At 71.4% G+C, this 26998-nt stretch carries 22 protein-coding genes and 1 pseudogene; 17 read left to right on the top strand and 6 right to left on the bottom strand.

What is annotated here, in order from left to right; genetic code table 11:
• Positions 1-3 precede the first annotated feature (3 nt).
• The 17 genes from DAERI_RS11065 to xylA all read left to right on the top strand — a co-directional run bounded on the left by DAERI_RS11065 (position 4) and on the right by xylA (position 17837).
• A complete protein-coding gene (locus tag DAERI_RS11065) occupies positions 4-1023 on the top strand; it encodes a LacI family DNA-binding transcriptional regulator (RefSeq protein WP_103129490.1) in 1020 nt (339 codons plus the stop codon).
• 105 nt (positions 1024-1128) lie between these two features.
• A complete protein-coding gene (locus DAERI_RS11060) occupies positions 1129-2079 on the top strand; it encodes an ABC transporter permease (RefSeq protein ID WP_103129489.1) in 951 nt (316 codons plus the stop codon).
• A complete protein-coding gene (locus DAERI_RS11055; RefSeq protein ID WP_201262736.1) occupies positions 2076-3014 on the top strand; it encodes a carbohydrate ABC transporter permease in 939 nt (312 codons plus the stop codon). The genes DAERI_RS11060 and DAERI_RS11055 overlap by 4 nt, the downstream gene beginning before the upstream one ends.
• A 63-nt stretch (positions 3015-3077) precedes the next feature.
• Positions 3078-4652 (top strand): type 2 periplasmic-binding domain-containing protein, encoded by a 1575-nt coding sequence (locus DAERI_RS11050; RefSeq protein ID WP_103129488.1) that lies wholly within the window; start codon positions 3078-3080, stop codon positions 4650-4652.
• 7 nt (positions 4653-4659) lie between these two features.
• Positions 4660-5664 (top strand): glycoside hydrolase family 31 protein, encoded by a 1005-nt coding sequence (locus DAERI_RS22580; protein ID WP_201262735.1) that lies wholly within the window; start codon positions 4660-4662, stop codon positions 5662-5664.
• Positions 5580-6200 (top strand): glycoside hydrolase family 31 family protein, encoded by a 621-nt coding sequence (locus DAERI_RS22575; protein ID WP_201262734.1) that lies wholly within the window; start codon positions 5580-5582, stop codon positions 6198-6200. Before DAERI_RS22580 ends, DAERI_RS22575 begins: the two co-directional genes overlap by 85 nt.
• Positions 6197-6988: a 5-deoxy-glucuronate isomerase gene (iolB, locus tag DAERI_RS11040; protein ID WP_103129487.1), complete on the top strand. Its 792-nt coding sequence runs from the start codon at positions 6197-6199 to the stop codon at positions 6986-6988. The genes DAERI_RS22575 and iolB overlap by 4 nt, the downstream gene beginning before the upstream one ends.
• Positions 6985-7629: a ThuA domain-containing protein gene (locus tag DAERI_RS11035; RefSeq protein ID WP_103129486.1), complete on the top strand. Its 645-nt coding sequence runs from the start codon at positions 6985-6987 to the stop codon at positions 7627-7629. Before iolB ends, DAERI_RS11035 begins: the two co-directional genes overlap by 4 nt.
• A complete protein-coding gene (locus tag DAERI_RS11030) occupies positions 7614-8699 on the top strand; it encodes a Gfo/Idh/MocA family protein (RefSeq protein WP_103129485.1) in 1086 nt (361 codons plus the stop codon). Before DAERI_RS11035 ends, DAERI_RS11030 begins: the two co-directional genes overlap by 16 nt.
• Entirely contained in the window at positions 8696-9454 is a 759-nt protein-coding gene (gene kduD / locus DAERI_RS11025; protein ID WP_103129484.1) for a 2-dehydro-3-deoxy-D-gluconate 5-dehydrogenase KduD, read from the top strand. The genes DAERI_RS11030 and kduD overlap by 4 nt, the downstream gene beginning before the upstream one ends.
• A gap of 9 nt (positions 9455-9463) precedes the next feature.
• A complete protein-coding gene (locus DAERI_RS11020) occupies positions 9464-10807 on the top strand; it encodes a GH1 family beta-glucosidase (protein WP_103129483.1) in 1344 nt (447 codons plus the stop codon).
• Complete coding sequence (locus tag DAERI_RS11015; protein ID WP_103129482.1) at positions 10804-11448, top strand: bifunctional 4-hydroxy-2-oxoglutarate aldolase/2-dehydro-3-deoxy-phosphogluconate aldolase; 645 nt, start codon at positions 10804-10806, stop codon at positions 11446-11448. Before DAERI_RS11020 ends, DAERI_RS11015 begins: the two co-directional genes overlap by 4 nt.
• Positions 11445-12365: a sugar kinase gene (locus DAERI_RS11010; protein ID WP_103129481.1), complete on the top strand. Its 921-nt coding sequence runs from the start codon at positions 11445-11447 to the stop codon at positions 12363-12365. The genes DAERI_RS11015 and DAERI_RS11010 overlap by 4 nt, the downstream gene beginning before the upstream one ends.
• Positions 12362-13516 (top strand): glycoside hydrolase family 88 protein, encoded by a 1155-nt coding sequence (locus DAERI_RS11005; RefSeq protein WP_103129480.1) that lies wholly within the window; start codon positions 12362-12364, stop codon positions 13514-13516. Before DAERI_RS11010 ends, DAERI_RS11005 begins: the two co-directional genes overlap by 4 nt.
• 4 nt (positions 13517-13520) lie before the next feature.
• The gene (locus DAERI_RS11000) at positions 13521-15128 is read left to right on the top strand and encodes a glycoside hydrolase family 43 protein (RefSeq protein ID WP_201262733.1); all 1608 of its coding nucleotides are present in this window, start codon (positions 13521-13523) and stop codon (positions 15126-15128) included.
• Complete coding sequence (gene xylB, locus DAERI_RS10995) at positions 15121-16581, top strand: xylulokinase (RefSeq protein ID WP_103129479.1); 1461 nt, start codon at positions 15121-15123, stop codon at positions 16579-16581. Before DAERI_RS11000 ends, xylB begins: the two co-directional genes overlap by 8 nt.
• Positions 16582-16625: 44 nt before the next feature.
• Positions 16626-17837: a xylose isomerase gene (xylA, locus tag DAERI_RS10990; protein ID WP_103129478.1), complete on the top strand. Its 1212-nt coding sequence runs from the start codon at positions 16626-16628 to the stop codon at positions 17835-17837.
• Between the two features lie 472 nt (positions 17838-18309).
• On the opposite strand, the pseudogene DAERI_RS10985 reads toward xylA, so the two are convergent.
• From DAERI_RS10985 to DAERI_RS10960, 6 genes and pseudogenes are all read right to left on the bottom strand, one after another.
• Positions 18310-18527, bottom strand: a pseudogene (locus tag DAERI_RS10985) (transposase); the annotation flags it as partial.
• A 114-nt stretch (positions 18528-18641) separates the two neighbouring features.
• A complete protein-coding gene (locus DAERI_RS10980) occupies positions 18642-19565 on the bottom strand; it encodes a hypothetical protein (RefSeq protein ID WP_235610344.1) in 924 nt (307 codons plus the stop codon).
• 562 nt (positions 19566-20127) lie between these two features.
• Entirely contained in the window at positions 20128-20688 is a 561-nt protein-coding gene (locus tag DAERI_RS10975; RefSeq protein ID WP_103129477.1) for a hypothetical protein, read from the bottom strand.
• 215 nt (positions 20689-20903) lie between these two features.
• Entirely contained in the window at positions 20904-24470 is a 3567-nt protein-coding gene (locus DAERI_RS10970; RefSeq protein WP_114149449.1) for a discoidin domain-containing protein, read from the bottom strand.
• Between the two features lie 106 nt (positions 24471-24576).
• Entirely contained in the window at positions 24577-25821 is a 1245-nt protein-coding gene (locus DAERI_RS10965; RefSeq protein ID WP_103129475.1) for an alginate lyase family protein, read from the bottom strand.
• 78 nt (positions 25822-25899) lie between these two features.
• Entirely contained in the window at positions 25900-26922 is a 1023-nt protein-coding gene (locus tag DAERI_RS10960; RefSeq protein ID WP_201262732.1) for a LacI family DNA-binding transcriptional regulator, read from the bottom strand.
• Between the last annotated feature and the right edge of the window lie 76 nt (positions 26923-26998).

Below are 26998 nucleotides of genomic sequence, written 5' to 3'. Positions count from 1 at the left end.
CCTATGCCAGATTCGAGTGGTACGACAATCACCCTGCATGACGTGGCCCAGGCGGCCCAGGTGTCGGTCATGACGGCCTCGCGGGCGCTGAACGACAGTGGCCGCATTGCCCGGGACACCCAGCGCCGCGTGCAGGAGGCGGCGGCCCGGCTGGGCTATGTGCCCAACGCCTCGGCCCGGCGGCTCAAGGGCGGGCGAACCGGGGTGCTGGGGCTGATCGTGCATGACCTCGCGCCCATGTTCGCGGAGATGGCGAACGGGGCGAGCGAGGCGGCCAGCGAGAGTGGGCTGGATGTCTTGCTGTACACCACCCGCTCCAATCCCGGGCGCGAGCGCGAGCGGGTGGCGATGGTGCGCGGCGGGCTGGCCGACGGGTTGATCATCGCGCTGCCCCGCTCGGACGACGCCTACCTGTGCTCGCTGGAGTCCAGCGCCGTCCCGGTGGTGCTGATCAACCACTACGCCGAGGGCAAGCGGCTGTCCGCCGTGCGCGGGGACAACTACTTCGGGGCGCGGGCCGCCGCCGAGCATCTGGTCGGGCTGGGCCACCGCCGCATCGCCTTTCTCAGTGGTGACCCGCTCTCGGGCCAGAGTACCGAGCGCCAGCGCGCCTACAGCGACGTGATGCGGGAGGCCGGCTTGCCTGAGCGCGTGGTCCACGCCAACTTCCTTCAGCGGCGCGCCTTTGAGGTCACGCGCGAACTGCTGGAGGGGCCAAATCCCCCCACCGCCGTCTTCGCGGCGAACGACTACAGCGCCTACGGCGCCATCGACGCGGTCAAGGACGCCGGGCTGCGGGTGCCGGACGACGTGTCGGTGGTCGGCTTCGACGACGTGCCCGCCAGCGCGCAGATGCACCCCGCGCTGACCACGGTTCGCCACCCCTTTCACGATCTGGGCGTGGAGGCGGCCAAGCTCCTCCTCGACCTGCTGGCCGGGCGGGCCGAACCCGGCACCGTGCGCGAATTGCCCAGCACCCTGATCGTCCGCGCCTCCACCGCGCCGCCGGGAGCCTCGCGGTGAGTCCCGGGACCGCGCCGCCCTCCTTCCTGTTCAGGCCGCCACGTTCTTTCCGTCTTCCCCCGTCCGCCCGACCCGCGTGGAGCGCGGCCCTGGAGGTGCAAGCGTATGGCTGCGAGTAAACTCCCCCTGAGAACGGGGGCCAGGCCCCCACTCCTGACCCGGCTGCGGCGCGACTTCGCCCGGCACAAGTGGGTGTACCTGATGCTGCTGCCGGTGGTGGCGTACTTCGCGGTGTTCGAGTACGGGCCGCTGTACGGGCTCCAGATCGCCTTCAAGGACTACGCCCCGCTGCGCGGCATCTGGGACAGCCCCTGGGTCGGTTTCCAGTGGTTCCAGGACTTCTTCCACTCCTTCTACTTCCAGCGCGTGGTCGTCAACACGCTGATGATCAACGTGTGGGACCTGGTCTTCGGCTTCCCCGCGCCCATCATCCTGGCCCTGCTGCTCAACGAGGTCACCAGCGAGCGCTTCAAGCGCTTCGTGCAGACGATCACCTACCTGCCGCACTTCATCTCCGTCGTGGTGGTGGCCGGGCTGACCCTGGACGTGTTCGCGCGCAGCGGTGTTGTTAACGATATCATCGCCGCCTTCGGCGGGGAGCGGATCGGCTTTTTCGGGGACCCGGCGTACTTCCGCAGCCTGTACGTCGGCTCGGGCATCTGGCAGTCGGTGGGCTGGGGCTCGATCATCTACCTCGCCGCGCTGCTCTCGATCAACCCCACGCTCTATGAGGCCGCCAAGGTGGACGGGGCCAACCGCTGGCAGCAGATGCTCCACGTGACCCTGCCGGGCCTGGTGCCCATCGTGATGACGCTGCTCATCCTGCGGCTGGGCCAGATGACGACCGTGGGCTTCGAGAAGATCATCCTGCTGTACAACCCGTCCGTCTACGAGACCGCGGACGTGATCTCGACCACCGTGTACCGGCGCGGCCTGCTGGAGGCGAACTACTCCTACGGGGCGGCGGTGGGCCTGGTGAATGCCGTCGTGAGCCTGGTCCTCCTGCTGCTGGCGAACCGACTCTCGCGCCGCTTCACCGGAAGGGGGCTGTGGTGAGCGTTCCCAGCGAGCGAATCCTAGCGCCCGCCGCCCCCGCCCGCCGGACCCTCCGTCCGGGGCTGCGCAAGAGTACCGGGGAAAAGGTCTTCGACACCTTCAACGTGCTGCTGCTGCTCGCCCTGGTGATCGTCACCTTCTACCCCTTCTACTACGTGGTCGTCGCGTCCCTGAGCGACCCCGCCCGGCTCGCCGCGCACGAGGGCCTGCTGCTGTGGCCGCTGGGCTTTTCCACCGACGCCTACCGCGCGGTGTGGGACAACCCGCTGATCCGCAGCGGCTACCTCAACACCCTCTTCTACGTGGTGGTCGGCACGGCCCTGAACGTCCTGCTCACCTGCCTGGGGGCCTACGCCCTCACCCGGCCCGGCCTGCGGGTCGCCAAGCCGGTGCTGCTGCTGATCATCGCCAGCATGTTCTTCTCGGGCGGGCTGATCCCCACCTTCCTGCTCGTCAAGGACCTGGGGCTGCTCGACACCCGCTGGGCCTTGATCCTGCCCACCGCCATCAGCGCGTGGAACCTGCTGATCCTGAAAACCGCCTTCGAGGACGTGCCGCGCGAGCTGGAGGAGGCCGCGCGCATCGACGGGGCCTCGGACCTCACCATCCTGCGGCACGTGTACCTGCCGCTCACGCTGCCCACCATCGCCGTGATCGCGCTGTTCTACGCGGTCGGCCACTGGAACTCCTACTTCAGCGCGCTGATCTACCTCAAGGACCGCAGCCTGTATCCCCTCCAGATGGTGTTGCAGGAGATCCTGGTTGCCAACCAGACCTCGGACATGATGACCGGGCAGGCCGACGACCGCGAGTCCATCGCCGCCACCATCAAGTACGCCACCATCATCGCGGCCACGCTGCCGATCCTGTTCCTCTACCCCTTCCTGCAACGCTACTTCGTCAAGGGGGTGATGATCGGCGGCGTCAAGGAATGAACGCGCTTAGGCCCCCCTCCCCTCCCCCACCACCCCCGCACTTCCCCCGAAAGAAGGTCTGACATGCGCCACAAGGTCACGCTCGCCGCCCTCCTCGCCCTCGCCACCGCCGCCCAGGCGGCCCCCGAGCCCCTCAAGCTCCCCATCGTCACCAAGCCGCTCAAGCTCAGCTACTGGGTGCCCATCAGCCCCAACGCGGCGGCCGTGGTCAAGAGCTACGACGACATCGGCGCGTACAAGGAGGTCCAGAAACGCACGGGGATTGAGTTAACGTTCACACACGTGCCCTACACCGGCAACACGCCCGCCCAGGCCCTCTCGCTGATGGCGGCCTCGGGTGAGCTGAACGACATCATCGAGTACAACTGGAACTTCTACCCCGGCGGCCCCGAAAAGGCGCTCAAGGACGGGCTGATTATCCGCCTGAACGATTACGTCGACCAGTACGCCCCCAACCTCAAGGCGCTGCTGGACAAGAACCCCAAGATCCGCAAGGAGATCACGACCGCCGACGGGGACATCTTCGCCTTCCCGTTCCTGCGGGTCGACCCCAGCCTGCGGGTCTTCTCCGGCCCGGTCATCCGCCAGGACTGGCTGACCAAGGTGCGCCTGCCCGCGCCCACCACCATCGACGGGTGGTACCGGACGCTGAGGGCGTTCAAGACCCGCGATCCCAACGGCAACGGCAAGGCCGACGAGCTGCCCTGGGTGTGGAACGGCCAGAGCTTCGCCAACGGCAGCGACGCCCTGCTGGGGGCCTTTGGCGGCGCCTTCGCCCTTCAGGGGGGCTTTTTCCTGAAGGACGGCAAGGTGACCCACCACGCGCTGGAACCCGAGTACAAGAACTTCCTCGCCACCATGCGGAAGTGGTACGCCGAGGGGCTGATCGATCCCGACTACGTGGTCGCCAACCAGAACCAATTCGACGCCAAGATGCTCAACAACCTGGCGGGCTCGACCTTGGGCTTCGCGGGCGGGACCCTCACGCGCCTGAACGACCTCGCCAAGACGCCCGGCTTCAAGCTGGTCGGCGCGGCCTACCCCAGCGGCAAGGACCGGGTGGGCTACAACTCCAACCCCGACGCCAACAAGATCTTCCCCGGCACGGGCGCGGCGATCTCCAGCAAGAACCGCAACATCCGGGAGACGGTCAAGCTGCTCGACTACGCCTACAGCAAGGACGGCTCGATGCTGTTCAACTTCGGCATCCTGGGGCAGAGCTACGTCATGCAGAACGGCCAGCCGGTGTTCACGGCGGACGTGCGGAACAACGACAAGCTCCCCTTCTCGCAGTCCCTCGCCCGCTATGCCCGCGGCTCCTTCGACGGCCCCTTCGTGCAGGACCCGCGCGTGCCGGTGCGCTCGCCCGAGGCGCTCGCCGCCAACAAGACCTGGCGCCGGGCCTCGACCGCCCTGCTGCTGCCGCCCATCTCGCCCGCCGCCGAGGACGCCTCGCGCTTCGCCTCGATCATGAACGATGTCCAGACCTACCTGGCGGAGATGTCGACCCGCTACATCACCGGGCGCGAGAGCCTGGACGCCTACGACCGCTTCCAGGCGACCCTGAAGAACCAGGGCCTGCTCGACGCCCGCGCGATCATGCAAAAGGCCCTCGACCGCTACAACGCGAAGAAGTGAGGCGGCCTTGACGACCAAGGACCTTCCCGGCACCTCGCTGTTCGTCCCCCACCGGCCCGGGGAGGGCTGGTGGGGCGGGCTGAACGACGACGGCCTCCACATGCCCTTCGGCCGCGCGCCCCTGAGCCGCGACCTCGCCCGCGACCTGAGCGGCAACCAGGGCGCTCCCCTGCTGCTCTCGGACCAGGGCCGCTACCTCTGGAGTGACGCCCCCTTCGCCTTCGAGGTGGACGGGACCGGGCTGCGCCTGCGCGGGGAAGCCCGACTGGAGGAGGGGTTCGGGACGCTGCGGGGCGCTTTCCTCGCCGCCTCGGCGCGCCACTTCCCGCCCAGCGGGACGCTCCCCGACGAGCGGCTCTTTACCCGCCCGCAGTACAATACCTGGATCGAACACGGGTACGGCGGCACCCAGGAGGGGGTGCTGGCCTACGCCCGGGGCATCCTGGACCACGGCTTCCCCACCGGCGTGTTGATGATCGACGACAACTGGCACCGCGGCTACGGGCACTGGGACTTCGACCGGAAGCGTTTTCCCGACCCCGCGGCGCTCGTGCGCCAGCTTCAGGAGATGGGCTTCCCGGTCATGCTGTGGGTCTGCCCCTTCGTGAGCCCCGACAGCGAGGAGTTCCGCTGGCTGGAAAAACGCGGCCTGCTGCTGCTGGACGCCTCCGGCCAGGTCGCCCTGCGCCGCTGGTGGAACGGGTACAGCGCCGTCCTCGACCTGACCCACCCCGGCGCCGTGAACTGGATGAACGAGCAGCTTGGCCGCCTGCAAGCCGACTACGGGGTGGACGGCTTCAAGCTCGACGCGGGCGACCCCATCTTCTACCGGGCGGACGACCGTATGGTGGGGGTGGGCGGCCCGGCGGCCCAGTGCGAGGCGTGGGCGCGGCTGGGGCTGCGCTTTCCCCTCAACGAGTACCGGGCGTGCTGGAAGCTCGGCGGGCAGGCCCTCGCCCAGCGGCTCAAGGACAAGGCACACATTGGGACGAGTTCGGCCTCGCCAGCCTGATCCCCAGCGGGCTGGCGCAGGGGCTGATCGGGCACCCCTACACCTGCGCGGACATGGTGGGCGGCGGCGACATCGAGACGTTCATCAAGCCGGGCTTCCAGATGGACGCGGAGCTGTTCGTGCGCTACGCGCAGGCGGCGGCCCTCTTCCCCATGCTCCAGTTCTCGACCGCCCCGTGGCGGGTGCTGGACGGGGCGCACCTCGCCCTGTGCCGCGAGATGGCCGAGCTGCATGTGCGGCACGCGGACGAGATCCTGACGCTCGCCCGCCACGCCGCCCGCACCGGGGAGCCCATCCTCCGCTCGCTGGAGTACGTCTACCCCCACCAGGGCTACGCCGGGGTGGGCGACCAGTTCCTGCTGGGCGACGACCTGCTCGTCGCGCCGGTGCTGACGAAGGGCGCCCGCGAGCGCGAGGTCGTCTTTCCGCCCGGGCGCTGGCGGGGGGACGACGGCCATGTGGTCGAGGGCCCCGCGCGCCTCGTCGTCCCCGCCCCCCTGGAACGCCTGCCCCGCTACCGCAAGGAGACCCCGTGACGTTTTTTCATAGCCTCAGCGGCCCGCACGCCGTCCCCCAGGACCACGGCTGCGCGCTGCTGGGGTTCGAGCGCCTGCACCTCACACCGGGCCAGACGCATTCGGGCCAGACTGGTGAGCGCGAGGTGCTGCTCGTCGTCCTATCCGGCAAGGCAAGGGTGGAGGTCAGTGGGCGGGTCTTCGAGTCCGTTGGCGGAAGGCCGAACGTCTTCGCGGGCCTGCCGCACTCGGTCTACCTGCCCAGGAACAGCACCTACACCGTCACCGCGCTCAGCAGGCTGGAGGCCGCCCTGCCCTCCGCCCCGTCCGACCTCGACACCGAGCCCTACGAGATCAGGCCCGAGCAGGTCAACACCGGGCAGTGGGGGACGCTGAACTACACCCGCCAGTTCCGCGAAATCCTGGTCCAGCCCAACGGCCTGCCGGCTTCCAGACTCATCGTGGGCGAGACCATCACCCCCAGCGGCAACTGGAGCACCTACCCGCCCCACAAGCACGAGGTCAACGAGGGACCAGAAGTCTTCCACGAGGAGATGTACTACTTCCGGGTGTCCTCCCCCGAGGGCTTCGGGCTGGCGCGGCACTACTCGCCGGAACGGGGGTATGACACGACCTACACCGTCCGGGACGACACGCTGCTCTCCATCCCGCACGGGTACCACACCTACGCGGCGGCGCCCGGCTACCAGAGCTACTACCTGTGGTTCCTGGCCGGGGATGGGCGGACGCAGGGGGTGCGGCTCGACCCGGAGGTCGGCTGGGTGCAGAAGACCGTGGGGATGGTGTGAGGCACGCGCTGATGCTCTCCGGCGGCTGGGAGGGCCACCAGCCGGAGCGGACCACCGCCCGCTTCGCCGCGGCCCTGGGGCGGCGCGGGTTCGAGGTGGCCGTGCGCGAGAACCTCACGGCGCTGGAGGAGCCCCCGCTGCTGGGTCAGGCCGACCTGATCGTGATGAACTGGACGATGGGCACGCTCAGCCCGGACCAGTCGCGGTGCCTGCGCGCGGCGGTGGAGGCGGGCGCGGGGCTGGGCGGCTGGCACGGCGGCCTGGCCGACGCCTTCCGGGCCGACACGGCGTATCAGTTCATGGTGGGCGGGCAGTTCGTCGCGCATCCCGGCGACCGGGTGACGTACACGGTGGTGCCGGAACCCGGCCATCCGCTCGCCGAGGGGCTCCCCGAGTTCGAGGTGACGAGCGAGCAGTACTACCTACACGTCGACCCCAACAACGAGGTGATCGCCACGACCACCTTCGCGGGCGAGGGGGCGCCGTGGGTGGCGGGGCACCGGATGCCGGTCGCCTGGACCCGGCGGCACGGGCAGGGCCGGGTCTTCTACTGCTCCGTCGGGCACGACGACGCGACCTTTGACGCCTGCCCCGCCGCGCAGGACCTGATCGAGAGGGGGCTGGCGTGGGCAGCGCGCTGAGGGTCGGCGTGGTGGGCTGCGGCGACATCGCCGCGACGTACCTGCGGAACGCCGCCCGCTTCCCCGAGTTCACGGTGGTCGCGTGCGCCGACCAGAACGAGACGGCAGCCCGATCCCGTGCCGAGGAGTTCGGCGTCCCCGCCCGGGGCGTGCCGGACCTGCTCGCCGCGCCCGACGTGGATGTGGTGCTCAACCTCACCCCGCCGGACGCGCACGCGGAGGTCAGTTTGAGCGCCCTGCGCGCGGGAAAGCACGTCTACAGCGAGAAGCCGCTGGCGACGAATGGGGCAGACGGGCGGCGCATCCTGGCTGAGGCGCGGGAACGGGACCTGCGGGTCGGCTGCGCGCCCGACACCTTCCTGGGGGTGGGGCTGGAGACGGCCCGCGCGCTCGTGGAGGCCGGGAGCATCAGGCGCGTCACCTCCGCCAGCGCCTTTTTCACGGCGGCGGACCGCGAGGGGTGGCACCCCAACCCCGCCTTCTTCTACGCGCCGGGGGGCGGGCCGCTGCTCGACATGGGGCCGTACTACCTGACCGCGCTGGTGACGCTGCTGGGCCCGGTCGCGGAGGTGACGGCCCTGCGCGGCATCGGACGACCGACGCGCACGGTGAGCAGCGAGCCGCGCCGGGGCGAGGTCATCCCCGTGACCGTGCCCACGCACGACGTGGTGGCCCTGCGCTTCGCCGGCGGTGCCCTGGCAAACCTGGTGACCAGCTTCGAGGCCCACCGCTCGGCCTCGCCCCACCTGGAGCTGCACGGCGAGGCGGGCACGCTGGTCCTGCCCGACCCCAACACCTTCGGCGGACCGCTGCGCCGCTACGAGCCGGGAACGAAAACCTGGGAGGACGTGCCGCTGCGAGACGGGCCGACCGACAACGCGCGGGGCCTGGGGCTGGCGGACCTGTGCGCGGCGATCCGTGAGGGGAGGCCCCACCGCGCGAGCGGTGACCTCGCCCTGCACGTGCTCGACGTGATGGAAGCCGTTGCAGAGTCCGCACAGCAGGGCCGCCACGTGCGGCTGGAGGACGTGGACCTGACCTCCGCGCCCGAACGGCAGGTGCCCGCGTGACCTCTCCCTTCTCGCTGGAGGGCCGCGTGGCCCTGGTGACTGGGGGCGCGGGCGGCATCGGGCAGGCGGTCGCGCTGGGGCTGGCTCAGGCGGGCGCGGATGTGGCCGTCGTGGTCCACAGCGGCACCGCCGAGACGACTGGCGCGGGAGTCGAGAGGGCCGGGCGGCGGTTCCTGAGCGTTCAGGCCGATCTCGCCGGCCCGGCAACGGTCGCGCCCCTCGTCGCGGAGGTCGAGGCGGGCCTGGGTCCCATCGACATCCTCGTGAACAACGCGGGGATCATCCGCCGCCAGGACGCCGCGGAGTACCCGGAGGAGGACTGGCGGGCGGTGCTCGACGTGAACCTGAACGCGGTGTGGCACCTCTCTCAGGCGGTGGGGCGCTCCATGCTCGCCCGGGGGCGCGGCAAGATCATCAACGTCGCCTCGCTGCTCTCCTTTCAGGGCGGGGTGCGGGTGCCCGCGTACGCGGCGAGCAAGCACGCCGTGGCGGGGCTAACCAAGGCCCTCGCCAACGAGTGGGCGGCCCGCGGGGTGAACGTGAACGCCATCGCGCCGGGCTACATCGAGACCGGCAACACCTCGGCCCTGCGCGCGGACCCGGAGCGGTCGCGCCAGATTCTGGAACGCATTCCCGCCGGGCGGTGGGGCAGTCCCGCCGACCTCGCGGGGGCCGCCGTCTTTCTCGCGTCGGGGGCCAGCGACTACGTCCACGGGCATGTGCTCGTCGTGGACGGGGGCTGGCTGGCCCGTTAGGAGCACAACGTGAGTTTTCCCGAGAACTTTGCCTGGGGCGCGGCCACCGCCTCCTACCAGATCGAGGGCGCCGTGCGCGAGGGCGGGCGGGGCTCCTCGGTGTGGGACGACTTCACCCGCGCCGGACGCTCGCACGAGCGGCAGACGGGCGACGTGGCCTGCGACCACTACCACCGCTACCGCGAGGACGTGGCCCTGATGCGCGAGTTCGGGCTGGGCGCGTACCGCTTCTCGGTCGCCTGGCCGCGCATCCAGCCGGAGGGGCGCGGAGCCGTGAACGAGGCAGGGCTGGACTTCTACGACCGCCTGGTGGACGAGCTGCTCGCGGCGAACGTGACCCCCTGGCTCACCCTCTTCCACTGGGACCTGCCCTCGGCCCTCCAGGTGCGCGGCGGCTGGCTCAACCCGGACGTGCCCGGGTATTTCGCCGAGTACGCCGCCATCCTCGCCGAGCGCTTCTCCGACCGGGTGGCGCACTGGATGACCCTCAACGAGCCGCAGTGCTTCATCGGGCTGGGGCTGCACACCGGCGAACACGCGCCGGGCCTTACGCTCTCCCGCGCGGACGCGCTGCAAGCGGGGCACCACGCCCTGCTCGCGCACGGGCACGCGGTCCGGGCGCTGCGGGCGGGGGCGCGGCAGCCCCTGCGGATCGGCTTCGCGCCCGTGGGCGTGGGGGCCGTGCCCGCCAGCGAGGAGGCGCGGGACGTGGAGGCCGCCCGCGCGTGGATGTTCGGCGTGCGCGACGACCTGTGGAACAACGCCTGGTGGGCCGACCCCGTGCTGCTGGGCCGCTACCCGGAGGAGGGCCTGGCCCGCTACGGGGCGGACGCGCCGCGGGTGGCGGAGGGCGACCTCGCCGTGATCTCCGAGCCCACCGACTTCTACGGGGTGAATCTCTACCACGGGGCGACGATCCGCGCGGGCGAAGGAGGGCCGGAGAAGGTGCCCACCCGCGAGGGGCACCCGCAGACGGCCTACGACTGGAAGCTCACCCCCGAGGTGATGCGCTGGGCGCCGCGCTTCTACCACGAACGCTACGGCCTGCCCGTCGTGATCACCGAGAACGGCATGGCGGGCCTGGACTGGGTGAGCCTGGACGGGCGGGTGGACGACCCGCAGCGCATCGACTTCACCCGCCGCTACCTGCGCGAGCTGCGCCGGGCCTGCGCGGAGGGCGTGCCCGTGGAGGGCTACTTCCACTGGACCTGGACGGACAACTTCGAGTGGGCGCAGGGGTTTTCCAAGCGCTTCGGGCTGATCCACACCGACTTCGTGACCCAGGTGAGGACCCCCAAGGCGTCGGCGGCGTGGTACCGCGACGTGATCGCCAGCAACGGGGCGAACCTATGACGGTCCCCGGGCCGGACGTGACGGGTGCCCTGGGTGCGGCGCGGGTCGTCGGCGTGCTGCGGGCCGGGACCCCGGCGGCGGCGGTGGAGGCGGCCCGGGCGAGCGTCCGCGCAGGACTCGGCGCGCTGGAATTGACCTTCACCACGCCCGGCGTCTCCGAGGCGCTGGCTGAATTGCGGGGGGAGCGGGTGCTGCTGGGCGCGGGCACCGTGATGAACGCGTCTCAGGCGGAGGAGGCCGTGGCGGCGGGCGCATCCTTCCTGGTGAGCCCCCACCTCGGGGAGGACGTAGCCGCCTTCGCCCGGGAGGCGGGCGTGCCCTACCTGCCCGGGGTGCTGACCCCGGGCGAGGTCGTGCGCGCCCTGGCGCTGGGCGTCCCCGCCGTGAAGCTGTTTCCGGCCCGGGCGCTGGGCGGCCCCGCCTACCTGCGCGACCTGCGCGGGCCGCTGCCGGGGCTGCGCGTGATGGCGACGGGCGGCATCGAGCCGCGCGAGGTGGGCGGCTACCTCGCGGCGGGCGCCCTCGCCGTGGGGCTGGGGGGCCAGCTCTTCCCGGGCACGGCGCTGCGTTCGGGCGACTGGGAGGCCGTGGAGGTCGCTGTCCGCGGCGCCCTCCGGGCCGCGGGGCCGGTGGGCGCATGAGGTTCGACCTGATCGGCGTGGGCGAGGCGATGGTGGAACTCTTCGCCGACGAGCCACTGGGGGAGGCGGCGGTGCTGCGGCGGCGCTGGGGCGGGGACGTGCTGAACGCCCTCGTCGCCGCCAGCCGGGCGGGGGGCCGGGTCAGCCTCGTGACCTGGGTGGGCGACGACCCCTTCGGCCCGGGCCTGCGGCGCGAGTGGGAGGCCGAGGGGGTGGACGTGTCGCGGGCGCCCCTGGTCCCCGGCGAGAACGGGGTGTACTTCATCTCGCTCGTGAACGGCGAGCGCGAGTTCACGTACCGGCGGGCGGGCAGCGCCGCGAGTCACCTGGCTCCCGAACACCTCGACGCCGCGCACCTCGCGTCCACGCGGACGCTGCTGCTGTCTGGGATCACCCAGGCCCTCTCCGACAGCGCCCAGGCCGCGACGCTGGAGGCCGCCCGGATCGCCCGGGCCGCGGGCGTCACGGTGGCCTTCGACCCGAACTACCGCGCGTCCCTGTGGGCGGCCCGGGGCGGGGCGCCCGCGGCCCGGCGGGCCTGGGGGGAACTGGCCCCCCTGGTGGACGTGCTGCTCCCCAGCCTGCCCGCCGACCTGCCCGCGCTGGGCCTGCCCGAACACCTTCCCGCCGACGAGGCGCTCGCGCGGCTCGGCGAGTGCGTCCCCCTGGTGGCCCTCAAGGCCGCCGAGCGGGGGGCCTACCTCGCGGCCCGCGGCGCCGTGGCCCACGTGCCCGCCCAGCCCGTCGCCGTGGTGGACAGCACCGGCGCGGGCGACGCGTGGAACGGCGACTTTCTCCTCAGCCTGGCCCGCGGCGCGCTCCCGCACGACGCGGCGGCCCACGCGCACCGCGCCAGCGCCCACGTGCTGCGCCACCGCGGCGCCATTCCCCCCCACACCCGTCAGGAGACGACATGACCGACACCGTCCTCAAGCCCCTGCCCACGGAAACCGAGCTGCGCGGTGCGCTGGCCCGCGCCCTGGGCACCGTCGGGGATCACCGCCGGGCCTTTACCCACGTGTTCCCGGACGACACCACGCGCGCGGGGCGCTACCCGGCCCGGGCCTCCAACGTGGGGTGGACGACCGGCTTCTCCACCGGCCTGTTCTGGCTGGCCTACGAACACACCGGCGACCCCGCGTTCCGGGAGAGCGCCGAGGCGCACGTGGCGAGCTTCGCCGAGCGGCTGGCGCTGCGCGCGGACGTGGGGCACCACGACCTCGGCTTTCTCTACACCCTGTCGTGCGTGGCGGCCTGGCGCCTGACCGGGAACCCGCAGGCCCGGGCCGCCGCCCTGGAGGCCGCGGAACTGCTCCATGCCCGCTTCCTGCCCCGCGCGGGGATCATCCAGGCGTGGGGAGACCTGAACGACCCCCGGCAGCGCGGGCGCATGATCGTGGACTGCCTGATGAACCTGCCGCTGCTGCACTGGGCCGCGCGCGAGAGCGGCGAGGCGCGCTACCGCGAGGCGGCGATCTCGCACGCCCGGCAGGCCGCCCGCTTCCTGGTGCGCGGGGACCACAGCACCCACCACACCTTCTACTTCGACCCGGAGACGGGGACGCCCCTGCATGGCCGCACCCACCAGGGCCACGCCGACGACTCCACCTGGTCGCGCGGGCAGGCCTGGGGCGTGTACGGCTTCGCCCTGAACGCCGCGCTCTCCGGGGACGGCGAGCTGCTGCGGGTCGCGTGCCGGGTCGCCGACCACTACCTCGAGCGGCTGCCCGCCGACCTCGTGCCGTACTGGGACTTCCACTTCCGCGAGCCGTCCCCGGAGCCGCGCGACTCCTCGGCGGCCGCCATCGCCGCCTGCGGGCTGCTGGCCCTGGCGGAGCAGCTTCCGGCGGGCCAGGGGGAGCGCTACCGCGAGTGGGGCCTGGCGACCCTGGGCTCGCTCGCCCGCGCCTACACCCCGGGGGAGGAGGACGGCAGCGACGCCCTGCTGCTGCACGGGGTCTACAGCCGCCCCGAGAATGTCGGCGTGGACGAGGGGACGCTGTGGGGCGACTACTTCTACCTCGAGGCCCTGACGCGCGCGACCCGGGCCTGGACCCCATACTGGTGAGGCCGTGACTGGAACCCTGAGCGCCGTCATCGAGAACCCCGTGCTGCGGGGCTTTCACCCCGACCCCTCGATCCTGCGGGTGGGCGGCACGTACTACCTCGCCACGAGCACCTTCGAGTGGTGGCCCGGCGTGCGGGTCCACCGCTCGGACGACCTCGTGACCTGGACCCCGTGCGGGCACCTGCTGAATGAGGAGCGTCTGCTCCGCCTGGGCGGGGTCCCCGACTCGGGCGGCATCTGGGCGCCGCACCTCTCGCACGACGGGGAACGCTTTCACCTCGTCTACACCGTCGTGCAGGCGTGGGGGGACCTCGACGCGCCCAAGGACAGCCCCAACTACCACGTCAGCGCCCCCGCCCTGGAGGGACCCTGGAGCGACCCGGTCTACCTCACCTCGGGCGGCTTCGACCCCTCGCTGCACTTCACGCCGGATGGGCGCGCCTGGCTGCTGTACGCGCTGTGGGACCACCGCCCGGGGTTCAACGCCTTTCCCGGCATCGCCGCGCACGAGTACGACCCGGCGGCGGGGCGGCTGGTCGGCGAGCGGCGCCTGGTCTACACGGGCACGAGCATCGGCCTCACCGAGGGGCCGCACCTGTACGAGCGGGACGGGTGGTTTTACCTCGTGGTCGCCGAGGGCGGCACGAGTTACCGTCATGCCGTGACCGTCGCCCGTTCCCGCCAGCCCCTCGGCCCCTACGAGACGCACCCCGGCAACCCGCTGCTGACGAGCGTGGATAGCCCGGACCTCCCCCTCCAGAAGGCGGGGCACGCCAGCCTGGTGGACACGCCGGACGGGGAGTGGTACCTCGCGCACCTGTGCGGGCGCCCCCTCGCGCGGCGGCTGCCGAACGGGCGGCGCCCCTGCCCGCTGGGCCGGGAGACCGCGCTTCAGGCCCTGACCTGGGGCGAGGACGGCTGGCCGCGCCTGGCGCAGGGGGGGAACGCGCCGCGGGTGGCGGTGCCCGCGCCCCCCGCCGCCCGGCCCCGCCCGCGCCCCGCCGTGTGGCGGGACGATTTCGACGGTCCCACCCTGGGGGACGAGTGGCAGACCCTGCGCGCCCCCGCCACGCCCGAGTGGTGCGACCTGGGCTCGAACCCCGGCTGGCTGCGGCTGAGGGGCCGCGCCCCCCTGAACGCCCTCGACCGGCAGTCCCTGGTGGGCCGCCGCCTCGACGAGCTGCGGGCCGAGGCGCGCACCCGGGTGCGCTGCGAGCCCCGGCACTTCCAGCATTCGGCGGGCCTGGCCCTGTACTACGACACCGCCAACTGGCTCTCCCTGAGCGTCTCGCGAGGCGACCAGGGCCTGCTGGCGAGCGTCACCCGCTGCCACCACCGCCGGTACGCGGCCCCGCTGGGCCGGGCGGTGCGGCTCGCGCACGGCGACGTTCACCTGCGGGTGCGCTACCTGGACGGGGACGCCACCTTCAGCGTGTCGGAGAACGGCGAGGCGTGGGAGGACCTCGCCACGGTGGACGCCAGCTTCCTGTGCGACGAGGTCGAGGGCGGGCTGGGCTTCACCGGCACCTTCGTCGCGCTGTGGGCGCAGGACCTGGAGGGGCTGGGCTTCACGGCGGACTTCGACTTCCTGGAGTACCGCACCGATGTCTGAGGTCACGCTGGGGGTGGACCTGGGCACCAGCGGCGTGAAGGCCGTCGCGCTGGACCGGGAGGGGCAGGTCGTGGCCGAGGTGACCCGGGGCTACCCGCTGCTCACCCCGCGCCCCGGCTGGACCGAGCAGAACCCGGCGGACTGGGTGAACGCGGCGGTGGACGCCCTGCGGTCCCTCACCGGGGCTCTCGGGGACCACCGCCCGCTCGCCCTGGGCCTCTCCGGCCAGATGCACGGCCTGGTCGCCCTCGACGCCCGCGGCGGGGTGATTCGCCCCGCGCCCCTGTGGAACGACCAGCGCACCGGGGAGGCGGTCGAGGAGATCGAGGCCCGCATCCCCCGCGCCGACCTGATCGCCCGCACCGGCAACCGGGCCGTGACCGGCTTCCAGCTGCCCAAGCTGCTGTGGCTGCGCTCTGCCGAGCCGGAGAACTTCGCCCGGGTGCGCCACGCCCTGCTCCCCAAGGACTACCTGGGGTACGTCCTCACCGGGGAGCTGGCGACCGAACCGTCGGACGCCTCGGGGGTGGGGGCGCTCAACCTGGCGAGCCGGGACTGGGACGGGGACGTGCTGGCCGCCCTGGAGCTGCCGCGGGACCTCTTCCCCCCCGTGCGGGAGTCCTGGGCGGTGGTGGGGTCCCTCCGGGCCGACCTGGCGCGGGCGACGGGCCTTCCGGCGGGGCTGCCGGTCGTGGCGGGCGGGGGGGACAACGCGGCGGCGGGTGTGGCCCTGGGCCTCTCCAGCCGCCGCCCCGGGGTGGGCAGCGTGAGCCTGGGCACGAGCGGCGTGGTGTTCGCGCCCCTGACCCGGCCCACACCGGACCCACAGGGCCGCGTCCACCTGTTCTGCCACGCCGACGGCGGGTACCACCTGCTCGGCGTGACCCTCTCGGCGGCGGGGGCGCTGGGGTGGCTGCACAGCCGGATCGCCCCGGAGGTCCCGCTGGCGACCCTGCTCGCCGAGGCGGGGGCCGTGCCGGACGGGGCGGAGGGGCTGACCTTCCTGCCCTTCCTGGCGGGCGAGCGCAGCCCGCACATGAACCCCGAGCTGCGCGCGAGCTGGGTGGGCCTCTCGCTCGCGCACGGGCGGGGGCACCTCACCCGGGCGCTGCTGGAGGGGGTGGCCTTCAGCCTGGCCGACGCCTACGCGGTGATGCGGCCCCTGGCCCCCCTCGACGCGCTCGCAGCGACGGGCGGGGGCGCGCGCAGCGACCTGTGGCTGGGCCTGGTCGCGGGGGCGCTGGGACTGGAGGTGCGGCGCCCCGAGCGGGAACCGGGCGCGGCCCACGGCGCGGCCATCCTGGCGATGCCCGCCGCGGGCCTGTTCCCCGACCTTCCCGCCGCGGTGGAGGGCCTGTCCCCGGGAACCCGACCTGTTCCGCCACGGGTGGGCCTGGGCGGGGCGTACCCGCGCTACCGTGAGACGTTCGTGCGGCTGTACGGCCCCGGCTGACCTTCCACCCTCCCCCCCCCTTCGACCACAGCGAGGAACCAGACATGCAGGATTACCGCCCCTCCAGGGAAGACAAATTCACCTTCGGCCTGTGGACGGTGGGCAACCCCGGCCGCGACCCCTTCGGTGAACCGACGAGAAAGCCCCTGAGCGCCCCCTACATCGTGCAGAAGCTCGCCGAACTCGGTGCCTACGGGGTGAATCTCCACGACAACGACCTCGTGCCCATCGACGCCTCCGCCCAGGAACGTGACCGCCTCGTCCGCGAGTTCCGGCAGGCGCTCTCCGACCACGGGCTCGTCGTCCCGATGGCGACCACCAACCTGTTCACCGACCCTGCCTTCAAGGACGGCGCCTTCACCTCCGCCGACGCGCGGGTGCGGGCCTACGCCCTCCAAAAGGTCATGCACTCCATGGACCTCGGCGCGGAGCTGGGCGCGACCACCTACGTCTTCTGGGGTGGACGGGAAGGAACGGAAGTGGACGCCGGGGGCAAGCTGCTCGACGCCCTCTCGTGGTTCCGCGACTCCTTGAACTTCCTGGCCCAGTACAGCCAGGATCAGGGCTACGGCTACCGCTTCGCGCTGGAACCCAAGCCCAACGAGCCGCGCGGCGACATCTTCCTGCCGACGGTCGGCTCGGCGCTGGGGTTCATCGCCACCCTCGACCAGCCGGACCTCTTCGGGCTCAACCCCGAATTCGCCCACGAGACGATGGCGGGGCTCTCCTTCCCGCACGCCGTCGCGCAGGCGCTCGACGCCGGGAAACTCTTCCACATCGACCTCAACGACCAGAAGCCGGGGAGATTCGACCAGGATCTGAGGTTCGGGGCCGAGAACCTCAAGGGCGCCTTTTTCACCGTGCAACTGCTGGAGGAGGGGGGCTACGACGGGCCGCGGCACTTCGACGCCCACGCGCTGCGCACCGAGGACGAGGCCGGGGTGTGGGCCTTTGCGCGGGGGTGTATGCGGACGTACCTGATCCTGAGGGAGAAGGCCGAGCAGTTCCGGGCCGACCCCGAGATTCAGGCGGCCCTCGCGGCCTACCGGGTGGAGGACGCGGAACTGGCGGAGTTGACGGGGAAGTTCAGCCGCGAGAACGCGCAGGCCCTGAAGAGTCGGACCTTCGACCGCGAGGCGCTGGGACGGCGCGGACCCGGCCTGGAACACCTCGACCAGCTCACCCTCGAACTCCTGCTCGGCCTGCGCTCCCCCGTGCAGGGGGCGCCCTCCGCCCGAATCGAGGCCCGGGGGTGAGCTGAGCCTGGCATCTGTCCGCCGGTGGGTTGTGGCGAGCTGCTGGGGCTTCCCGGCCCACGATGATCCACCGGCTCGCGCACACGGGTTATAAGCCAACGCGGATCGACCCCCCCACCCTCACCCTCGTTCCCGACGGCCTCCGCGACCTCACGGGAGAGAACGTCCAGCTCGGGGACATCCTGGCCTCCGTGCCGGACGCAGGATCTGCTGGACATCCGGGCGCGCGGCGCCGGGGTCGTGTTTGGTCGGGCGGTAGGGCACGGGCCTGGTCCCAACACCGGCAGTGGGCACGCCTTCACCTCGGGCCGGTCCTTCGTGACGTGCTTGCGCGGGTCCGTCTGCGGCAGGATGATCGGACCAAACAACTGGTCTGGGAACTCAAAGACCGGGGAAGAGTCAGCGAACGGCACTTCGTCGCCCCAAAACCCACATCGCGCCCGAACTCTTTCGCCGACTCCGTCCGGTGGTGCCAGCGCTGGGCCTGGGTTCGTACGATCCCGGGTGGGGAACGTCGTTCGGCAGGTCCTCCCCCTGTGCCCCGGTCCGACTGCTCCACAGCGGCGCGTTCAGCACCTCGCGCGACGGGTTCTTCCGCTGCGGCGCAGCTTCGGGGCCCAAGGCCGGATAGGGCAGCAGAACGTGGTACGGCTCGTCATCCACGTCACTCGGGTAAGCTCGCCGGACCATCCCTCATCCTGCTGCCCACAGACTTCTGCGGCTCCACTTGGATCGCCTTCGACCCGGCCTCTCACCGCGCACGGCAGCACGGATGCGCGTCATCGGCCCATCATCCCGGGTTCGCTACCGTGCGCGGCAAGGAGCTGTTATGTCCCAGAAACCCGAACTTCCCCCTGCTGTCCCCCCGCCGTCTCCGGGACGGGTGTACGTCCTGCGCATCTGGCATGAGTCCGGGAACCTTCCGACCGGGCCCTCCTGGCGGGCTTCCCTCAAGGAAGGCACGCTGGGCGAACGGCGGTACTTCGCCAGCATCGACGACTGCATCGACCACCTGTACGGCGAACTGATTCGCCGCTGAAGTCGTGGGGTGGCCGCGCACGGGCTCACCCCCCGGGGAGTGACCATGACCCACCGGCGGGGTGGCTTCGTGAACCCCACCTCGTCCAGCCGCACATCGAAGCGTTCGAGGGAACTGAAGGTCTTCAGGGCGGTAGGTACCTGTGACCGGGGAGTGGCCCCGCTGATGTCGGCAGGATCGGCAGTTCCCTTGGCAAGGGGCGTGACCTGGCCGCGCAGGTCGTAACGCAGCAGGGCGGCCTCACGCTGCACCATGAGCTTGGGCACCACCCCCGAGGCGGGCACGCGGATCACGGTCATGGCCTGCACCTTCTGCGCGGGCTTGAGGCTGAGTTCCAGCCGCTCGGTCGTGCCTTCCCGCGCCACCGCCTGGACGAACTCGTGGGTGCGGTCCTGGGCGTCTACCGCCGCGAATTTCAGGTCGGCCCAGGAGTAGCGCACGTCCTTCTTCTGCGGGTTGTGGACGGTGTAGTGCAGCACCAGCAGCTTCTCGCCCACCTGGGGGTAATACACCGTGTTGCCGATCACGACGCGGCCCACGCTGTACTCGGCCTTCAGCAACGTGAAGTTGAGGGGGCTGGCCTTGCCCAGCGTGAAGGTCTCGCCCAGTTTGGCCGGCGCGCCGTCCTGTTGGGTGGTGCCCAGGACGACCCGCGGCGCCGTGGGACTGGTCGGGGGCCGTGCGGCCACCGCAGGCGGAGAGGGTGGTGACGGCGAGAGCCAGCAGCAGCAGTTTCGCGTTCTTCATGGCGTTCCTCCTGGAAGGCGGCCTTGCGTGTGCCGCCTTCAGTCACCGGAACGTAGAAGGGTGCGAATGATGAGCGAATGGTGCTGCACCTTCAGGGTGCGCGGGGGCCGATTCTGCACCACTGCTGCCCCGAAAACAGGCGTCCCGGCTGCGACGCAGCCCCCGCCCTACTGCTGGGGCGTCGGCCCAAAAACACAGACTACGCCAAGCGAGACATAGGGCCTCTTTGAGCGGGTGGAGTTGCACGGCGACGTTCGAGATGGCCGCGCCTCTCCGGTCATGGCTTAAATGGCGCCGGTTCACCGGGAGTCACGTCAACGGTTGATCCGATCACCGGGACAGGCCAGTGGATGGCGAAGGTCTTGCGCTCCCGCTCCACACAGCGAACTCCAGCGGCGCGGGAAGGTGCGGAGTGCCTTGTTCCAAGCCGCGCGGATGCTCTTACGCGCGGCCCGCCCGTCTCCCCGCGGAGTACGGTTGACGGCCCACCCGTTGACCGGCGGGCTACCCTCCAGCCGTCAACTCCAGCCGGGTGAACAGTTCCTCCGGGACCCCCTCCTCGCGCAGGAGGCCCTCCATCAGGGCGAGCATCCGGGCGGGATCGGCGGCGGTGTGGTACAGCAGGTCGGGGCCGCCGCCGGGGCCATTAACCGGGATCCTCCACCGCGGCAATGTCACGCCCGGCACGAAGGCTCCCGGGTCCACCGGCACCCTCACGCTGTCGGTGACGAGCGAGCGGTAGATCATGGAGGAGGAGAGGTGGAGCCGGGCGGTGGGCCGCTGCGCCCCCATCAACGTCCACTCGCCGTCGGTGCAGACGACGCTGCGGCGGAAGGAGCCGTAGATCAGGCCCCGGCAGCCATTTTCCCCGCCGCGCAGGGGACCGAGCAGGCTGCGCCCGTGGGTGGGCGGGAGGGGTGCCCCGGCGAGTTCCAGCAGGGCGCGGCCCCGCTCCCGGGCGCCCGCGAGGGACCCCGGCTGTGCCCAGGTGAAGTGGTTGCCCGCGCCGCTGGGCCGGACGTAGAGCGGCGCTTCGGGGGGCGTGGCCGCAGCCCGCGCGCCCACCTGGCCGGGGGCCAGCAGCCCCAGCAGGCCAGGGGCCAGCCCCTGCCGCGCGCGGTCGCCGAGCCGAGTGCCGAGTCATGGTCGTTCCTCCTGGGTGGGGAGAGCGGGCTGCCCCAGCAGGATTTTCGCGGGGCCGGGGGCCTTCATGCTGCTCCTAGTCCAGAATCTCCCCGGAAAAAGGCCCGGGGCGGTCAGGCCCCGGGCTCCCCGCTGGGTCACTGCCCGTGCAGGACCACTTCGGTCAGGCTGTTCCACATGTTGGCGGTGCTGCCGTACCCCACCACGCGCACGTAGCGGGCCTGCGCGCTGGCGAAGTCGAAGGCCTCCAGGTCCCGGGAGGTGCCGCTGCTCTCCCCGCCGTAGACCGTGCGCCACGCCGCGCCGTCGTTCGAGACCTGCACGTCGAAGTAGGTCTTGCGCCCGTCCCCGTTGAAAAAGGCGATCTCCACGTAGCCGAGCTGGCGGGTCTGCCCCAGGTCGTACTGGATCCACTGCCCGTTGCCGAAGGCGGACCAGCGGGTGTCGAGCTTGCCGTCCAGGGTGTTCTCGGGGACGTTCGTGCCGTCCACGCCGCTGGCGGTCACGGCGGTCACCGGCACGGCGGGCAGCATCTCGACGGGGGTGCCCCGCGCGGTCGAGAAGTGGACCGTGTAACTCGCCACCCCGAACGGCTTGCCGACCGAGAACACCATCAGGCGCGTGGTGCCGGGCACGGAACTCGCCTTGGCGGGCAGGACAAAGGTGCCCGGGCCGCTCGTGACCCCCTTGACGTTGGGCACCTTGGTCTCGCCCGCGGGCAGGATCACGTTGTAGCTGAAGGTCTCAGGCGAGAAGCCGGGCAGCGACTGGCCATTCACCTTGAGGTCACTCAGGCGGGCCCGCTCGAACGAGTACGCCTGCCACTCGCTCAGGGGGGTGACCCGGAGCCCCTGCGGCGCCGCTGTCGGCACCGGCTCGCCCGCCTGGAGCGGCACGAACAGCACGGACAGGGTGGTGCTGCCGACGTTCCCCATCTTCAGCGCGAGCTTCTGAATGCCGGTGTTCACGGTCTGCCCCGCCGGGTTGGGCGAGGTGGGCAGCGGGGCGGCGGGCATGGCGCTGAAGAGCGCGTCGCCCGGCCCGGCGAGGACCGTCACCCACAGCCGCTTGGCGCTGCCGCGCGACAGCAGGGCCGAGCGCCCGCCGTCGAGGACCTCGATGTTCGCGGCGGTGTGCATGAACCAGTTCACCTCGGCGGGGGCCTTCGTCTGGATCTCGTCTTGCAGCAGCATCATGCGCCGCTCGTCGAGCAGGGCCAGGCCGCGGCGCACGCTCGTCGCCTGCGCGTCGTACGCGGCGCTCAGGTCCGCCACCACGAAGGCCGACTGCGGGCTGGAGCCGCGCGCGACGATCTCCGCGCGGGCGACCGGGTTCTGGTCGGGGCCGGCGCCGGGGTTGATGACCAGGGTGTTCTGGCCCTCGGCGCGCTTGCGGTAGTAGGTCCAGCGCGCCCCGCCCGGGCTGTAGTCGAAGTAGCCCGGCAGGTTGTAGTTCTCTTGGCCCAGGTCCTCGGCCCAGCGGATGCCCAGGGCGTCGAACACGAAGGAGCCCAGGTCGAGGTCGTTGTGCCCGTCGGCGTTCCCGCCCGCCTTGAAGCCCGCGAACACGGCGTTCACGTTGTCCCAGGCGCTGCGCAGGGTCGCCACGTCGGCGTCCTCGAAGAAGTTGTCGAGCGGCGCCCCCGCCAGCGAGGCCGTCACCGGGGTGTACCACAGGAAGTCCTGCGCGGTGGGCGAGGGGTTGCGCTGCTCGTATGCCGCCCACACCGGCTTGTTAAAGGTGCGGGCCAGCCAGAAGAGCGAGGCGTCGTACACCAGCCCCGGCCCGGTGTCCCCGTAGTTGAAGGTCTGCGACGGGCCGTTGAGCCCCACCCCGAAGTCGCCCGTCTTCGCCAGGCCGGGATAGGCCCCCAGGATGCCCTGGTCGGTGCCCAGCGCCGTCTGCGAGGCGGCGAGGTAGGCCACGAGGTACCGGGTGGCGAAGGCCCAGTACCCGGCGCCCTCCGACCAGGAGCCGTCGGGCTTGTACTCGGGCAGGGCGTACCGCATGGACTCCAGCCCCGAGTACAGCACCTCCTCGGCGACCTGGGGGGCCTCGTCGCCCACCGCGAGGGCGCCCATCCCCAGCCCGCCGTTCACGACGAGGTTCCAGTTGATCTTGGCGGTCGTCCAGAACCAGCGGCTGTCGGCGCCCTCCTTCAGGCCGCGGTAGACCCGGATGCCCTGCATCAGCCCTTTTTGCACGATGGCGCCGCGCACGGCCGCGCGCTGCTCGGGGGTCAGGGCGTCATAGAGCCAGTCGTAGCCCAGGGCGAAGGCGTGCGTCATCTCCGCCACGTCGAGGAAGTGGGTGGGGTTCCAGTCGGGGAAGTTGGCGGCGGCCTCCAGCTCCTTCCAGGCGCGCTCGGCATACGCGGGGTTGCGGTCGAGCTGGTAGAGCAGGCCCAGGGTGGACACCCGGCTCAGCACCTGCCGCGAGGTCGCCAGCAGGCGCAGGCCGTCGGGAATCTCGTAGCGGGAGGGGGCCTGGGTGAGCAGGCGGTCGGCCTGGCCCTTGAGTTTGTCGTACCACGCCCGCAGGGTCGCGTCGCTGTCCTTGGCCGCGCGCAGGCGGTCGAAATCAGCGGCGGTCGCCAGCAGCCGGGGGTGTTCGGCCTTCAGCTTTGAAACATTGCGCAGGGCGGTGATCGCCTCCTGCACCTGCGGCGAGGGGGGAGGCAGGGGTCGTTCGGTCACCAGGGTGGCTCCCTCCAGCTTGATCTGCCCGATCTGGGGCGTCCATTCCAGCGTCGAGGCCGGGTTGAATTCGAGCCGCACAAAACGGGTGCCCGGCGCGAACCGGAGGCGGTAGGTCGCCTTGCTCCACCCGGCGGTGATAAAGGTCAGGGCCGAGCGCGTGGCCGTCACCGGGGTGAAGCTGGCGCCGTCACCCGACGTGGAAAAGGTGGGGTCGAGGGGCGCCTCCGCCGCGTTGAAGTACGCCGTCGCCTCCAGCCCGTCGATGTCCGTACTCGACTGGTAGGCCACGTAGCGGCCCGGCCCCACGCCCCGGCGGCTGAGGCGCGAGGTGTCGCCCGCGAAGTTCTGGGGATTGGTCACGTCGAGCCGCAGGGTGGGGATGGTGGCGTCGTACGCCTTGCCCAGGTCGTTCAGGTCGTCCACCGCGTAGCCCGGCTGGGTGTAGCCCTCCAGCCGCACCTGCCCGAGCTGTACCGTCCAGTCCTGCTTGGAGTTCGGCCCGAACTCGACCCTCACAAAGCGCGTTCCCGCGGGCAGGGCCACGCTGTAGGTGGCCTTGCTCCACCCTCCCGCCTGGTAGGCGAGGGGCGAGCGCGCCGCACTCACGGCGGTGAAATTCCCGTCGTTGCCCGCCGCGAGGAACAGCAGGTCGTCGGGGGCCTCCGCCGCGTTGAAGTAGGCGGTCGCCTCCAGGCGGGTGAGGTCGGTGGCCGAGTGGTACGTGACAAACCGTCCGGCGCCCACCCCGCGCTTGGCGAGCCGGGTGCCGTCCCCGCCGAAGTTCTGGGGGTCGGTGGTGTAGAGCCGCAGCTTGTCCGCCCCCGCCTGCTCGTAGACCTGGGTGAGGTCGGCCAGATCGTCCGCGAAGCTGGTGCCAGCCGTGGACAGGTTGCCCAGCCGGGGCGACCCAGGCTGCGCCGCCGTGGGTGTGGGGGAGACTCCGCAGGCGGACAGCCAGGCGGCGAGGGCCAGCGACGCGGCCAACCAGTTTGGTCTTCTCTTCATCAACTTCCTCCGGGTGGGAGAGCGGGAGCTGTGCGGCGGGGGGGAACGGTCACGCGGGGTCAACCCCTGTGCCGGGCGGTGGGTCGGGGCCGGTCGTCATCGCGGCTCAGGGGGTGGTGGGGCGGGCGTACAGGGCGGTCCCGAAGCCCAGCAGCGTGTGGTTGTACCCCTCGCCGCCCAACCGGGCACGGACATCGAGGACGATCTGGCGGCTGTAGGTGGTGTTGAACTGCCTGCGGTCGTGGTAGTGGTTGTGCATGATCTCCCACACCGGGTAGCGCTGGATGCCGTCTCCCCGCACTTTGGCTATGTCGTCGGGGAGAGGCTGGGTCTTGCTGGCGGGGCACCGCCGCAACGTGGCGGACTGCCCCCGGCTGAGGATGTAGTTCGCCTCGAACTCGTAGCCGCGCAGCAAGCGGTACTCGTGGGCGCTGTACAGGGCGTCGCTGCCCTGGTTGTAGGCGATCTCCGCCGCGCCCGCGAGGTAGCCCAGCCCCATCTGGGCGTGTTCCTGGTCGCGGCAGGTCTCGGCCACCTCGTACGTCACGGGAGCGATGTAGTTTTGCAGGGCACCACTGCCCTGGGTTCCCATGTAGCGGTCCCAGCCCCGGTTGAACATGGGGATGTCGTCCAGGAACACGCCCATCGCCATCATCGCGTTGATGACCGCCGCGTCCCAGTTGCCCGCGTAGGTGTCGGGCAGGAAGTTCTGGATGACACCGTAGAACTTGTCCCTCAGCATTCGCGCGAAGCTCTGATGGGCGGCGCTGGTCCACCCCGGGGACGAGGTGGGCTTGTACGTATGCTTGATGATCTCGGCGGCGTTCGCCCACTGCACGGCGGTGTGGGCGGCGAGCAGTTCGGCGTTGGAACCGTCGATGGTCGGGGACACTTCGCTGTAGGCGTTCATGATGCGGATGGCCGCCTTGGCGTGCTGCTCCTGCCCGGTGACATACCACTCCAGCGCGTTGGCAAAGGCCGCGAAGGAGTCCTCGCGCATCTCCAGATCGCCGCTGCCATAGGGACCCGACGGGTCCGCGTATGGCCCTCCCTTCCGCGTCGTGATCTGGCTTTTGGGCCGCGCCACGTGCGCCGGGGACGCGAAGGGCGATGACGTGAGCCTCACCCAACCGCTGGAGGTCGGCTCCGTCCGGTTCTGCACCGCGAGCCGAATGCGGTCGAGGTTGGCGCGGCTCAGGGCGATGCCGGGATGCCGAAACGAGGTGATGCCCGAGGTCGCCTGGGGAGCGAGGGTCCCGGTGGTCCCGGACCCGGCCAGGTCCGGCGCCCGCCCACAGGCGGCGAGCAGGGAAGCGGTGAGACCGAGGGCGAGCAGGGTAAGTGGCCGCATGGGTCCTCCAGGAGGCAACACGAGTCCGGGGCGGGCCACTCGACTTGTGGTCCACCGGGGCGGGGGGAGCGTCTGGAATCAGGCCTGGTGTTCTTGACCCACTGGTCCCGTCGAGTGGCGGACCACGAGTTCGCTCATGAGTTCCACCCGCCGGCCGGAAGCACCTCCCCCCTGTTGCGCCTCCTGAAGCAGCCGGACGGCGGTGGCCCCGATGTCCAGGAAGGGATGGCGAACCGTGGTCAGGGCGGGATGGACCACGGCGGCGGCGGGAACGTCGTCGAACCCCACGATGGAGAGGTCGTTCGGAATGCGCAGCCCGTGATCCTTGGCCGCGTCCATCGCGCCGAAGGCGGACTCGTCGTTCGCGGCGAAGATGGCGGTGGGCCGCTCGGGAAGGGCCAGCAGTTCGCAGGTGGCGGCAAACCCGCGCGGGCGCGAGAAGTCGCCGGTTCGGATCAGGTCTTCACCGCCGGGCAGGCCGTGGGCGGCGAGCGCGTCCAGAAACCCCCGCAGGCGCTCTGGCCCCTGGCCGGACCCCGAGGCGCCGGTGATAAAGCCGATGCGGCGGTGCCCGAGGTGCGCGAGATGCTCCGTCGCCTGCCGCGCGCCCCAGTAGTTGTCGGCCCCCACGGTCGTCAGGGGAGTCTCACCCAGGTAGTTCACGAGGACCGCGGGAAAACGCGGCTGCTCCAGGGCGCGGATGTAGTCGTCCGAGTCGCCCGAGACGACGATCAACACCCCGTCGCACAGGCTGCTCACCGTCCCGATCACGCGCTCGCGCTCGCGCTGCGCCGTGACGGACGTGGTGTAGAGCATCAGGTCCAGCCCGACGTTGCGCGCGGCCATGCTCGCCCCGCGCGCGATCTCCGCGAAGACGGGCGAGGCCAGGTCGTTCACGACCATCCCCAGGACCCCCGTGCGGCCCCCCTTGAGGCTGCGCGCGGACAGGTTGGCGACGTAGCCCAGGTCCCGGGCCACCTCCAGCACCCGCTGGCGGGTCCCCTCCGAAACCCGCCCCGTGTTGTTGAGAACGCTGGACACGGTGGCGACCGAGACCCCGGCCTGCCTCGCCACGTCCGTCAGGGTGATGGGTGAATTCAAGGCCATTCTCCTTAGCGGCGATGCGGGGCCATGCTCAGGCGGACACGTGGCTTAACGGCACGGCTCGAGGCCGTCC

Origin of the sequence: Deinococcus aerius (genome assembly GCF_002897375.1) — a bacterium.
GTDB classification, from domain to species: domain Bacteria; phylum Deinococcota; class Deinococci; order Deinococcales; family Deinococcaceae; genus Deinococcus; species Deinococcus aerius.
The sequence above is the reverse complement of the archived record's forward strand: the minus strand, read 5'-3'. Positions and strand labels throughout refer to the sequence as shown.

Excerpts from the sequence above, each read along its gene's own strand:
- DAERI_RS11065 (WP_103129490.1), top strand. The coding sequence starts at position 4 with ATGCCAGATTCGAGTGGTACGACAATCACCCTGCATGACGTGGCCCAG.
- DAERI_RS11060 (WP_103129489.1), top strand. The coding sequence starts at position 1,129 with ATGGCTGCGAGTAAACTCCCCCTGAGAACGGGGGCCAGGCCCCCACTC.
- DAERI_RS11050 (WP_103129488.1), top strand. The coding sequence starts at position 3,078 with ATGCGCCACAAGGTCACGCTCGCCGCCCTCCTCGCCCTCGCCACCGCC.
- DAERI_RS11015 (WP_103129482.1), top strand. The coding sequence starts at position 10,804 with ATGACGGTCCCCGGGCCGGACGTGACGGGTGCCCTGGGTGCGGCGCGG.
- DAERI_RS11010 (WP_103129481.1), top strand. The coding sequence starts at position 11,445 with ATGAGGTTCGACCTGATCGGCGTGGGCGAGGCGATGGTGGAACTCTTC.
- DAERI_RS11005 (WP_103129480.1), top strand. The coding sequence starts at position 12,362 with ATGACCGACACCGTCCTCAAGCCCCTGCCCACGGAAACCGAGCTGCGC.
- xylB (WP_103129479.1), top strand. The coding sequence starts at position 15,121 with ATGTCTGAGGTCACGCTGGGGGTGGACCTGGGCACCAGCGGCGTGAAG.
- xylA (WP_103129478.1), top strand. The coding sequence starts at position 16,626 with ATGCAGGATTACCGCCCCTCCAGGGAAGACAAATTCACCTTCGGCCTG.
- DAERI_RS10970 (WP_114149449.1), bottom strand. The coding sequence starts at position 24,470 with ATGAAGAGAAGACCAAACTGGTTGGCCGCGTCGCTGGCCCTCGCCGCC.
- DAERI_RS10965 (WP_103129475.1), bottom strand. The coding sequence starts at position 25,821 with ATGCGGCCACTTACCCTGCTCGCCCTCGGTCTCACCGCTTCCCTGCTC.